Origin of the sequence: Massilia timonae CCUG 45783 (assembly GCF_000315425.1) — a bacterium.
Taxonomy (GTDB): domain Bacteria; phylum Pseudomonadota; class Gammaproteobacteria; order Burkholderiales; family Burkholderiaceae_D; genus Telluria; species Telluria timonae.
On record NZ_JH992927.1, the window covers coordinates 36,129 to 47,533 of the forward strand.

Genomic DNA, 11,405 nt, shown 5'->3' on the forward strand with positions numbered 1-11,405 from the left:
GGCGCCTGCGCCTGCGCAGCCCAATGCCCCGACGGCCGCCCCCGGCGCGCCGGCGATGACGTCGGCGCGCGCCGCGATCAATGCGGCGCTGGAGGCGGCGCGCGCCGCGTCGGGCATCCGTACCCCACCCAAGCGTCCGACGGCCGAACCGGTGACGCCGGCGCCGGCGCCGGCGGCGCCACCATCGGCGCCCGGACCGTCGGCCGCGTTGCCGCCCCATGGCGCCGGCATGCAGGCACGGGCCGCTTCCGCACCGCCGCCATGGGATGGCGCTCAGCCGCAAGCCATGGCCCAGCAGCAGCCGGCCATGCAGGCGCGCCAGCCAGCAGCGCAACTGGACGACGACGTGCCGTCCTGGGTCACCGATTTTTCCGATGACACCGCCGTCGCCGCCGAGGCGCCGACCGTGGTCGCGCCCGCGCCCCAGGTGCGGGCCCCGGCCGCGCCGCCGCACGCCTATGTCGTCACGCCCGTGCCAGAGATCGCCTGGGACGGCAACTGGCCGGCGCTGGCCGGCAGCCTGCCGCTGCGCGGCGTGGCCCAGCAGCTGGCGCTGCAGACCGAACTGGTCGCCTGCGTCGTGCACGACCGCTCGGTCACCTTCAAGCTGCGCGTGCCGGTCGATACGCTGCGCGCCAGCGGCAACAGCGAGAAGATGGCGGCTGCGCTGCAAGAACATTTCCCCGACTTCCGCGTGAACGTGGAGTCCGAGATCGGCCCGGTATGGTATACAGCCGGGGCCGAACAGAAAGCGGCGCGCGAAGAGCGCCAGCGCCTGGCCGAATCCATCGTCGCCGCCGATCCTTTCGTGCAGGAACTCGAGCGACGCTTCGACGCGTTCGTCGTGCCCGGCTCGGTCAAGGTCGCCTGAGCGTTTCGCTGCCGATCAATCACCCATCCGACTTTTGGAGAAACCCACCATGATGAAAAACCAGCTCGCAGGCTTGATGAAACAGGCGCAAGCCATGCAGGACAATATGAAGAAGGCGCAGGAGCAGCTGGCTCAGATCGAAGTCGAAGGCCAGTCGGGCGCCGGCCTGGTGAAGGTCGTCATGACCTGCAAGAACGACGTCAAGCGCGTCACCATCGACCCGTCGCTGCTGGGCGACGACCGCGACATGCTGGAAGACCTGGTCGCGGCCGCGTTCAACGACGCCGTGCGCAAGGCCGAGGCGACCGCCGCCGAGAAGATGAGCGGCCTGACCGCCGGCATGCCGGGCCTGCCGCCTGGCTTCAAGATGCCTTTCTGATCCACGCAATCACTCACTGATGCCAGTCCCGGCTGGCGCCTGCCGGCGGGACGCCCCACATGTCGACCTCGCTCGAATTTCTCATCGAATCGCTGCGCCGCCTGCCGGGCGTGGGCCCCAAGTCGGCCCAGCGCATGGCATTCCACCTGCTGCAGCACGACCGCGAGGGCGCCGCGCAACTGTCGCGCGCGCTCTACCAGGCGGTCGACACGGTGCACCACTGCGCCAGGTGCAATACCTTCTCCGACATCGACATTTGCGAGCTGTGCGCCGACCCGGAGCGCGACCACACGCTGCTGTGCGTGGTCGAGACCCCGGCCGACCAGATCATGATCGAGCAGACGCTCACCTGGCGCGGCCTGTACTTCGTGCTGATGGGCCGGTTGTCGCCGCTGGACGGCATCGGCCCGCGCGACCTCGCCCTGGACAAGCTCGTCAACCGCGCCACCGATGGCGTCGTCGGCGAAGTGGTGCTCGCGACTAATTTCACGAATGAGGGCGAAGCCACCGCCCACTACATCAGCGAAATGCTCAAGGCGCGCGGCCTGAAGGTCAGCCGCCTGGCGCGCGGCGTGCCGGTGGGCGGGGAGCTCGAGTACGTCGACGCCGGCACGATCGCGCGCGCCATGCTCGACCGCCGCAGCGCATAATGTTCGCAATCCCGATCCGGTAGCGCGGTCCCTGGGCGCGCGTGCTGCGTGCGCGCAAGCTTGGTTGGTCGGCCGCTGCTATCGTGGATTTTTCTGCGAGCCCGCCATGCATATCGTCGACCTCACGATGTTCTATGCCGCGGAAGGCGGCGGCGTCAGCACCTACCTGAACGCCAAGTCGCGCTGGCTGCGGCGCCGGGCGCGGGCGCGGCATACCATCCTCAGTCCCAACATCGAGGCCGAGGCCTCGCCCACGCGCCTGCGCGTGCCCGGCCTGGCCTTGCCCGGCTTCCACGGCTACCGCATGCCGGTGTCGGTGGCCGCGATCGAACGCCGCCTGTGCAGGCTGCGGCCCGACCTGGTCGAAGTCGGCGATGCCGGGCACTGCGCCTGGGCCGCGCTGCGCGCGCGCGACCGGCTGGGCATCCCGGCCGTGGCCTTCTATCACTCCGACCTGCCGCGCCTGGTCGAGAACCGCTTCGGCCCGCAGGCGGCCCAGCTGGTCCGGCGCTATCTTGCACGCCTCTACAGCCAGTTCGACCTGGTGCTGGCGCCGAGCCGGCTGATGGTCGGGCAACTGCGGGCGATGGGGGTGGAGGGCGCGCTGCACCAGCCGCTCGGCATCGATTGCGGCGTCTTCCATCCGGATCTGCGCGATGGCGCCTTGCGCAGGCAGCTGGGGCTGGCGCCCGGGGTGCGCCTGCTGGTCTATGCCGGACGTTTTACGGCGGACAAGAAACTGGATGTGCTGCTGGCGGCGATGCACCGGCTCGGCCCCGGGTTCCACTTGCTGATGGTGGGGCCCGGCGCGGCCGCGCTCGACGCCGCGCCGGGCGCGCGCATCAGCCGCCTGCCGTTCCAGCGCGACCAGCGCGCGCTGGCCCGCATCCTGGCCAGCTGCGACCTGCTGGTGCATCCGGGCGATTGCGAAACCTTTGGATTGATCGTGCTCGAGGCCATGGGGTGCGGACTGCCGGTGGTGGCGGCGGGCGCCGGCGGCCTGGCCGAACTGGTCGACGACGACACGGGCGTGCTGGCGCGGCCCAACTGCCCCGACAGCCTGGCAGAGGCCATCAGGCAGCTGGCGAGCCGCGACCTGGCGGCGCTCGGCGCCAATGCGCGGCGCAAGGTCGAGTCGTCATTCGACTGGGAAGCGGTGTTCGCCCAACTGCAGATGCACTACTGCAATTTACTGCCGCAAGCCGCAGCGGACTGCGCGCCCTGGAGCCAGGGGCAGGGTGCGCGGTCCTATGCCCGGGCCGGGTATTACCAGTAGGGCCCCCAGTAGCCGCCGCGATAGCGCGGACCCCAGGCGCCATACGCGCCGGCGCCCGTGCCCACGCGCTGCAGTTCCTCGCGCGTGCCCAGGTGCAGCACGCATTCGCGCCAGGGATCGGTGTTCGCGCTATAGCCGAGCTGGCTGCACGCCGGGCCATAGATATTCATGAGTTGCGCCATGTCGGCCTGTGCGCGCGCCGCTTTTTCTTGCGGCGTCGAACAGGCCGCGGCCAGCAGGGCCAGGCCGATGGCTGCGGACGTGCGCACGATGGCAGGCATCCTTGCGCCTTTGATGACGTTTTGCATGACAGTTCCTCCCGCCGCATCGCGCGGCATGATTCCAGAATAGCATCGCCGGCACGTACCGCGTGTGATGGCAAACGCATTTGTGAGATTTCTTCACGCGCTTCAGGTTCGGATATTGGGGCGGATGTGGCCGCCTTCAACGACAGCAGCAGGTACGGCGCCGCCGACGTCCTGGATGCGCCCGTTCAGCGACCTGCGCCCGGGTATTTTTATCTCGCCAATCCGCATCGGCCGTGATTTTTCTGGCAAGATACGCCCCCAAAACAAGGAGGAGACGTATGAGCGGTTCCCTGGGCAAGTCCCGATGGAAGACCTGGACCCTGCGCACAGTCGGGGCGCTGCTGGCGCTCGTGCTGCTGGCCTTGCTGGCGGCCTGGCTGTTCCTGCGCGCCAGCCTGGCCCAGCTCGACGGCGAGCGCAGGGTGGCCGGCCTGGCGGGCCAGGTCAAGGTCGAGCGCGACGCCGCCGGGGTGCCCCTGATCAGCGGCGCCAGCCGGCTCGACGTCGCCTATGCGACCGGCTTCGTGCATGGCCAGGAGCGCTTCTTCCAGATGGACTTGCTGCGCCGCACGGCGGCCGGCGAGCTGGCCGAGCTGTTCGGCGCGGCGGCGCTGGCCACCGACCGCACGCACCGCCTGCACCGCTTCCGTGCCCGCGCGCTGGACACGCTGGCGCGCCTGCCGGCGCCGGAACGTGCGCTGCTGGAACGCTATGCGCAAGGCGTCAACGAGGGCCTCGGCGCGCTCGGCGCGCGGCCCTTCGAATACGCGCTGACCGGCGCGGCGCCGCGGCTGTGGACGGCGCCCGATTCGCTGCTGGTGGTGTGGGCCATGTACATCGACCTGCAAGGCGCCCAGCAGGCGCGCGAACTGGCGCGCGGCTGGCTGCGCGCGCACAGCGACGCGGCGCAGCTGGCCTTCCTGTTGCCCGAAGAGACGCGTTACGACGCGACCCTCGACGCCACGGACCAGGGCGCGGCAAAGGCGGCCGGCCCCTTGCCGCCGCGGGCGCCGGCCTGGTGGGGCGCGGCGCCAAAGGAACCGGGCGCGCCGGTCAGGCTGGCCGGCCTGGAGGTCACCGATTCGGTCGGCAGCAACAACTATGCGCTGGCCGGCAGCCGCAGCAGCACCGGCGCGGCGATCGTGGCCGACGACATGCACCTGGGCCTGCGGCTGCCGAACATCTGGTATCGCCTCGCGCTGCGCTTTCCCGATCCGGGCGCGCCCGGCGGCCAGCGCCGCCTGGCCGGCGTCAGCCTGCCCGGCGCGCCGCCGTCCGTCATCGTCGGCAGCAACGGCCAGGTGGCCTGGGCCTTCACCAACAGCTATGCCGATTCGCTCGACCTGGTCGAACTGCGGATCGACCCGGCGCGTCCGAACCAGGTCGGCCTGCCGGGCGGCTGGGAGACGCCGCGTGAGCACGTCGAGGCGATCGCCGTGAAAGGCGCCGCGGCCGAGCGCATGGTCGTGCGCGAGACGTCGCTCGGCCCGATCCGCGAGGTGGCGGGGCGCAGCTATGCGCTGCACTGGATCGCCCACGATCCGGCCGCGCTGAACATGAATCACCTGAAGCTCGAGACGGTGGCCAACGTCGGGGAAGCGCTGGCCGCCGCCGCCAGCAACGGCATCCCGGCCCAGAACTTCGTCGCCGGCGACGTGCACGGAAACATCGGCTGGACGGTCGCCGGCATGCTGCCGCGGCGCGGCGCCGAAGGCCAGGCGGCCGGCCTCGCGGCCGGCTTTCCGCTCGCCGCCGGCAGCGCGGCGCAGACCTGGAGCGAGGCGCTGCCGTACGCGGACTACCCGCGCATCGTGAACCCCGCCGATGGCCAGATCACGACCGCCAACAGCCGCCAGCTATCCGGCGCCGGCTACGCGCTGCTGGGCGACGGCGGCTACGACCTGGGCCAGCGCAACCGCCAGCTGCACGAGGGCTTGCAAGCCATGGGCGACCAGGTCGACGTGCGCCGCGCCTTCGACGGCGCCCTGGACGACCGCGCGATCCTGGTCGGCCAGTGGCGCCAGCGCGCGCTGGCCGCGCTTGACGCGCAGGCGCTCGCGGGTCACCCGCAGCGCGCCGAGTTCCGGCGCCTGCTCGAGACCAGCTGGAGCGGGCGCGCCAGCGTGGAGTCGATCGGCTATCGCCTGGCGCGCGACTTCATGTGGTCCGTGCACGACCTGCTGTACGGCGGCGTCAACGCGGCGCTGAAGGAGATCGATCCGAAGGCCAGCGCGGCCGCGGCCAGCGCGCGCTGGCCGGCGGTGGCGGCGCGCCTGCTGGACGAACGGCCGCAGGGCTGGTTGCCGGCCGGCCATGCTTCGTGGCGCGACCTGCAACTGGCGGCGGTGGACCGCGCCATCGCGGCCCTGGTCGATGCCGGCACGCCGCTGGCCGAGGCCACCTGGGGCCGGCGCAACACCGCCGACATCGCCCATCCGATCAGCATGGCCGTGCCCGCGCTGCGCCCCTGGCTCGCCGCGCCGGGCCAGCCGCTGGCGGGCGACGCCCACATGCCGCGCGTGGCCGGCCCCAAGTTCGGCCAGTCGGAGCGGCTGACCGTGTCGCCGGGGCGCGAAGAGGAGGGCTTGTACAATATGCCGGGCGGGCAGAGCGGCCATCCGCTGTCGCCGTTCTTCCTGCTGGACCACGCGGCCTGGATCGAGGGCAAGCCGGCGCCGTTGCTGCCGGGGGCGGTGAAGCACACCCTGCGCTTCGTGCCCTGAGGCCGCGCCGCGCCCTACTTGGCCGGCAAGGCCTGCTGCGCATGCTGCAGCATCTCGGTGATCTTCTCGGCGCTGGAAGGGTGGCCGAGGTAGTAGCCCTGCACCATGTCGCAGCCCAGCTCCTCGAGCAGCAGCAGCTGCTCGCCGGTCTCGACGCCCTCGGCCACCACCACCATCTTGAGGCCGTGGGCCATGGCGATGATGGCGCGCGTGATGGCCGCGTTTTCCGAATCCTGGGGCAGGCCGGCGATGAAGCTGCGGTCGATCTTGAGGGCCCGCACGTCGAAGCGCTTCAGGTAGTTCATCGATGAATAGCCGGTGCCGAAGTCGTCGATCGACAGGTGCACGCCGATGCCGCGCAGCTGCTCGAGCGTGACCAGCGTGGCGCGGGCATCGTCCATCAGGGTGCCTTCGGTCAGCTCCAGTTCCAGCAGGCGCGGCTCTAACCCGGTCTCGTTCAGGGCCGACAGCACGATCTGCGACAGGTTCTCGTCCTTGAACTGCTTGGCCGACAGGTTGACCGCGATGCGCAGCAGGCGCCGCGTCAGGCGCTGCCAGGCGCGCGCCTGGCGGCAGGCGGTGCGCAGCACCCATTCGCCGATCGGGACGATCAGGCCGGTCTCTTCGGCCAGCGGGATGAATTCGGTCGGCGGCACCAGTCCGCGTTCGGGATGGCGCCAGCGCACCAGGGCCTCGACCCCGACGATCTCGGACGTGCGCACGTCGCGCTGCGGCTGGTAGACCAGGTACAGCTCGTCGTTCTGCAGCGCGCGCCGCAGGCCCACCTCGAGCTTCACGTGGCTCATGATCTGCATCGTCAGCGAAGAGCTGTACAGCTTGGCGTTGTTCTTGCCGCAGTTCTTGGCATGATACATCGCGGTGTCGGCGAACTTGAGCAGTGATCCACAATCATCGCCGTCCTCGGGGAACAGCGAGATGCCGATGCTGGCGGTGACGAAGATCTCGTTGCCCTCGATGAGGAAAGGGCGCCGCATCGCTTCCTTGACGCGGGTGGCGACGTTCAGCGCATGCTCGACCCGCTCCAGGTCGGGCAACAGGATGGTGAATTCGTCGCCGCCCAGGCGCGCCAGGCTGGCGGCATCGCGCTCGACGCCTTCCCCGCGCGACACCAGGTCGCTCGGCCGGGTGGTCTCGCGCAGCCGTTCCGAGACCATCTTGAGCAGCTGGTCGCCGGCGTTGTGGCCCAGCGTGTCGTTGATGCGTTTGAAGGCGTCGAGGTCCATGAACAGCACCGCGAACTTCTTGTTGCCGATCTTGGCGCGCTGCAGCTCGCGCTCCAGCGTCTCGAGGAAGGCTTGCCGGTTGGGGATGCCGGTCAGGCCGTCGCAATAGGCCAGGCGCCGGATCTGTTCCTCGGCGCGCTTGCGTTCGCTGATGTCGCGCACCAGGCCCAGCACCTCGGACGGGCTGGTCGCCACCAGGCGCGCCTCGAAGTGCAGCACCTCGCCGCATTCGATCAGTTCGTATTCGACCGAGCGCACCTGCTGGGTGGCGAGCACGGTCCTCATCTGCTCCAGCATGCGCGCCGCGATCTCGGGCGGCAGCGTGTCGGACAGGTGCTTGCCGATGAAGCGCGCGCTGGTCGGGGGCGCGCCGGTCGGCCGTCCCGGACACGCCTGGCCTGGCCGCTCCTGGCCGGGCTCGTAGTCGAGATAGAAGCCGTCCGCGTTCAGGCGAAAGAAGGTGTCGGGAATGGCTTCGAGCACGGCGCGGTTCTGGGCGTCGGCGATGCGCAGGCGGGCGATGGCGTCACTGGCGCGCAGCACGTACAGCACGCGGTGGCCGAGGATCGGCCAGTTGATCGGCTTGGACACGAAGTCGGTGGCGCCGACCTCGTAGGCCTGGGTCACGGCCTCGACGTCGTCGCTGCCGGTGACCATGACGATCGGGACGCAGGCGCCGTCCTTCTCGGCGGCGCGGATCGCGCGGCAGGCCGTGAAGCCGTCCATGCGCGGCATGTCGACGTCCATCAGGATCAGGTCGGGCAGGCGTTCGCGCGCCAGCTCGACCGCTTCCTGGCCGTCGCCGGCCTCGATGCCTTCCATTCCGACCTGGGCCAGCATCTCGAGCATCAGGAGGCGCATGACGGGATCGTCGTCGGCGACGAGCACCGTTCCGCGCTGGGTGGAGGCAAAGGCTGGCATGTCAGGATTCCTTTTCAAGCATGGCGTGGAGCGACTGGCGCACCGAGTGGAATTCGCGCTCCATCTCGGCCAGCAGGGGCGCGGCGCCGTCGACGCTGCCGCCGCGGCCGAGCTGTTCGAGGTCGCGGCAGGCCGCGGCCAGGCGCGCCGCCCCGATGTTGGCGCTGGCCGACTTGAGGCCGTGGGCGATGCGGCGCAGGCTTTCGGCGTCGCTCGTGGTCAATGCCTGGCGCAGCGCCTGCAGGTGGCGCGGGGTGTCGCCCACGTAGGCGTTGATCACCTTCTGCACCAGGACGTCGCCGGCGTCGCGGCTCAGCGCGCGGATGTTCTCGAGGGCGGCGCGGTCGACCGGGTCATTCTGCGGCGAAGGAAGGGGTGAAAGCGAAGGTGGAGGTGGCGGGGGCGCGAAGTCCAGCGCCAGCTCGGCTTCGTCGTCGTGGTGGCGCTCGGCCAGCACCGGCAGCGCCACCCAGCGCCCGATCACGGCCGCCAGCTGCTGCTGGGTGAAGGGCTTGGACAGGTAGTCGTCCATGCCGGCCGCGAGGCAGGCTTCGCGGTCGCCCTGCAGCGCGTTGGCGGTGATCGCGATCACGGGCAAGGTGCGCGCGCGGCCCATCTCGCGCTCGTGGCGCCGGATTTCCCCGGTCGCCGCGAAGCCGTCCATCACCGGCATCTGGCAATCCATCAGCACCGCGTCCCAGCCGCCTTCGTGCACCGCATGCAGCGCTTCCTGGCCATTGGTGGCGCAGTGGGTTTCCAGGCCCAGGCTCTCCAGCATGGCCCTGGCCACTTCGACGTTGACCGGATTGTCCTCGGCCAGCAGCACGCGCCGCGCGCGCCGCGCCGGCTGCGCGCGCGCCATCGGCGCCGGACGGGGAGCGTCGAACGGCGCCGCTGCCGCTGCTGCAGCGGCGGCGGCCGGATGATGCAGCCGCGCCGCGCGCGCCGTCAGGCAGGCATACAGGTCGGCCGCGCGCGCCGGCTTGACCAGCTGGTAGGCCACGCCGGCCTCGCGCCGCTGGACCGGATCGGCGGCCAGCTTTTCGGGGCTGAGCAGAACGATGTGGGTCGAACGGGCCACCGGCTCGGCGCGCACCGAGGCCGCCAGCGCCAGGCCGCTGGTCTGGGTCAGCTCCATGTCGAGCACCGCCGCGTCATAGGGCCGGCCGGCGCGCGCCGCGCTCACCAGGTGCTCGAAGGCGGCCGCGGCGCTGCCCACGCCCTCGCAGGTCGCGCGCCAGGCTTCCAGCTGCTGCACCAGTTCATTGCGGCTGGCCTCCTGTTCGTCCACCACCAGCACCCGCAGGCTGTCCAGCGTGTGCTGGCGGTGGCCGGGCGCGTCGGGATCGACGCGGCGCTTGTCGAAGCCGAGCGTGAACCAGAAGATCGAGCCCTGCCGGGGCGCGTTCTCGACGCCGATCGTGCCCTTCATGAGTTCGACCAGCTGCTTCGAGATGGCCAGCCCCAGGCCGGTGCCGCCGTACTTGCGGGTGGTGGAATCGTCGGCCTGCGAGAAGGCGTTGAAGATGCGCGCGCGCGCCTCGCGCGAGATGCCGATGCCGGTGTCGTGCACCTCGAAGCGCAACGCCACCCGTTGCGCGTCCTCGCCGGCCACCCGCACCCGCGCCATGATGCGGCCTTCGGTGGTGAACTTGATCGCATTGCCGATCAGGTTGGCCATGATCTGGCGCAGCCGGTTCGGGTCGCCGCAGATCGCCACCGGGATGTCGTTGGCGATGTCGAAGTCGCAGCCCAGGCCCTTGGCCGCCGCCTGCGGGGTGTAGACGTTGTGGATGTCGTCCAGCAGATCCCACAGGTTGAAGTTGATGTATTCGATGGTCAGCTTGCCGGCCTCGATCTTCGAGAAATCGAGGATGTCGTTGATGATCACCAGCAGGTGCTCTCCCGAGCGCTTGACCAGCTGCGTGTAGCTGCGCTGCGCCTCGGTCAGCTCGGTGGCCAGCAGCATCTCGGTCATGCCCAGCACCCCGTTCATCGGGGTGCGGATCTCGTGGCTCATGGTGGCCAGGAAACCGCTCTTGGCGCGGCTGGCCGCTTCGGCCGCGTTCTTGGCCTTTTCCAGCTGCTCGGTGCGCACGCCGACCTGGCGTTCCAGTTCGTCGCGGTGGTGCAGCAGGGCGGCGCCGCGGTCCTCGATCTGGGCCAGCATGGTGTTGAAGCTGTCGATCAGCACGCCCAGTTCGTCGTTGCGCTTGTGCTGCACGCGCAGTCCGTAGTTCTGGCTGGCCGAGACCTTTTGCGCGGCCTGGATCAGCTTGGCGATCGGCTCGGCGATGCTGCGCTTGAGCGGTCGCGCCAGTCCCAGCGAGACCAGCAGCGCGGCGCCCATCGCCAGCCCGATCACGACCAGGCTGGCCAGGATGTCGAGCCACATCGGCAGCAGGTCGGCCTCGATCATGATCGCGCCGACCGCCAGCTCGCCATGGCGCACCTCCTGCACCACGCGCATGTGGCGCGACAGCAGGAAGCGGCCGGCGCGGTTGGCGTCGTTCAGCGTGTCGAGCTCGAGGTCGTCGAGCGAGGGCAGTTCGGCGCCCAGGCGCGACGGCGCGCGGTACTCGGCCAGCGGGCGGCCGACACGGTCGTACAGCACCGCCGCCGAGATGTCCTGCTGCGCTTCCAGCGCCGCCAGGGTGGCGCCGGCCTGGCGCCGGTCGACCAGCATCAGGTCGCCGGAGGTGGCGGCGCCGATCACGCGCGCGAAGGCGGCCAGTTGCAGGCTCTCGGCCTGGCGGTGATTGATGATGGAAGTGACGGCGAAGGCGCAGAACACGAACAGCAGCGCGGTCGCCGTCGAGAGCAGCGAGAGGATGTTCAACTTCCGGTTCAGGCTCGAGCGCTCGAAATTCTGCATCGTGGTTCCCGCAAACGGCACAGCGCAGCGGATCCGGCAACGGTGCAGATCCTCCTAGCGAGCAAGAGCCCGCAGGAAAAAAATATACGGGTTAGGTGAGGGGGTAGTTTTGCGAATCCGCAAATGTGGCAAACGGAACAATTCCGTGTCGCAATTCA

General features: G+C 70.1%; 7 protein-coding genes and 1 pseudogene. 5 read left to right on the forward strand and 3 right to left on the reverse strand.

The features are described from left to right. The 4 genes and pseudogenes from HMPREF9710_RS27475 to HMPREF9710_RS25485 form a co-directional block, all read left to right on the forward strand. Positions 1-871: pseudogene (locus HMPREF9710_RS27475) on the forward strand (DNA polymerase III subunit gamma/tau); the annotation flags it as partial. 49 nt (positions 872-920) lie between these two features. Then, positions 921-1,250 (forward strand): YbaB/EbfC family nucleoid-associated protein, encoded by a 330-nt coding sequence (locus tag HMPREF9710_RS25475; RefSeq protein WP_005671283.1) that lies wholly within the window; start codon positions 921-923, stop codon positions 1,248-1,250. Positions 1,251-1,309: 59 nt separating this feature from the next. After that, positions 1,310-1,900 carry a recombination mediator RecR gene (gene recR, locus HMPREF9710_RS25480; protein ID WP_005671285.1) on the forward strand — a complete coding sequence of 197 codons (591 nt, stop codon included), beginning with the start codon at positions 1,310-1,312 and terminating at the stop codon, positions 1,898-1,900. Positions 1,901-2,006: 106 nt separating this feature from the next. Continuing rightward, entirely contained in the window at positions 2,007-3,176 is a 1,170-nt protein-coding gene (locus HMPREF9710_RS25485) for a glycosyltransferase (protein ID WP_005671286.1), read from the forward strand. Here the strand turns inward: HMPREF9710_RS25485 and HMPREF9710_RS25490 are convergent. Further along, positions 3,167-3,484, reverse strand: a complete 318-nt coding sequence (locus HMPREF9710_RS25490; RefSeq protein WP_005671288.1) for a hypothetical protein — start codon at positions 3,482-3,484, stop codon at positions 3,167-3,169. The two genes, HMPREF9710_RS25485 and HMPREF9710_RS25490, sit on opposite strands and share 10 nt — an antisense overlap. Positions 3,485-3,762: 278 nt before the next feature. Between HMPREF9710_RS25490 and HMPREF9710_RS25495 the strand changes: the two genes are divergently transcribed. After that, on the forward strand, positions 3,763-6,207 hold the full coding sequence (locus tag HMPREF9710_RS25495; protein ID WP_005671290.1) for a penicillin acylase family protein: 2,445 nt from the start codon (positions 3,763-3,765) through the stop codon (positions 6,205-6,207). A 14-nt stretch (positions 6,208-6,221) separates the two neighbouring features. On the opposite strand, the gene HMPREF9710_RS25500 is transcribed toward HMPREF9710_RS25495, so the two are convergent. Further along, the gene (locus HMPREF9710_RS25500; protein ID WP_005671292.1) at positions 6,222-8,372 is read right to left on the reverse strand and encodes a putative bifunctional diguanylate cyclase/phosphodiesterase; all 2,151 of its coding nucleotides are present in this window, start codon (positions 8,370-8,372) and stop codon (positions 6,222-6,224) included. Between the two features lies 1 nt (position 8,373). Then, positions 8,374-11,247, reverse strand: a complete 2,874-nt coding sequence (locus tag HMPREF9710_RS25505; protein ID WP_005671294.1) for a hybrid sensor histidine kinase/response regulator — start codon at positions 11,245-11,247, stop codon at positions 8,374-8,376. Positions 11,248-11,405 lie beyond the last annotated feature (158 nt).

Bases quoted from the DNA above. Each gene is read 5' to 3' on its own strand.
- HMPREF9710_RS25475 (WP_005671283.1), top strand. From the start codon at position 921: ATGATGAAAAACCAGCTCGCAGGCTTGATGAAACAGGCGCAAGCCATG.
- recR (WP_005671285.1), top strand. From the start codon at position 1,310: ATGTCGACCTCGCTCGAATTTCTCATCGAATCGCTGCGCCGCCTGCCG.
- HMPREF9710_RS25485 (WP_005671286.1), top strand. From the start codon at position 2,007: ATGCATATCGTCGACCTCACGATGTTCTATGCCGCGGAAGGCGGCGGC.
- HMPREF9710_RS25490 (WP_005671288.1), bottom strand. From the start codon at position 3,484: ATGCAAAACGTCATCAAAGGCGCAAGGATGCCTGCCATCGTGCGCACG.
- HMPREF9710_RS25495 (WP_005671290.1), top strand. From the start codon at position 3,763: ATGAGCGGTTCCCTGGGCAAGTCCCGATGGAAGACCTGGACCCTGCGC.
- HMPREF9710_RS25500 (WP_005671292.1), bottom strand. From the start codon at position 8,372: ATGCCAGCCTTTGCCTCCACCCAGCGCGGAACGGTGCTCGTCGCCGAC.
- HMPREF9710_RS25505 (WP_005671294.1), bottom strand. From the start codon at position 11,247: ATGCAGAATTTCGAGCGCTCGAGCCTGAACCGGAAGTTGAACATCCTC.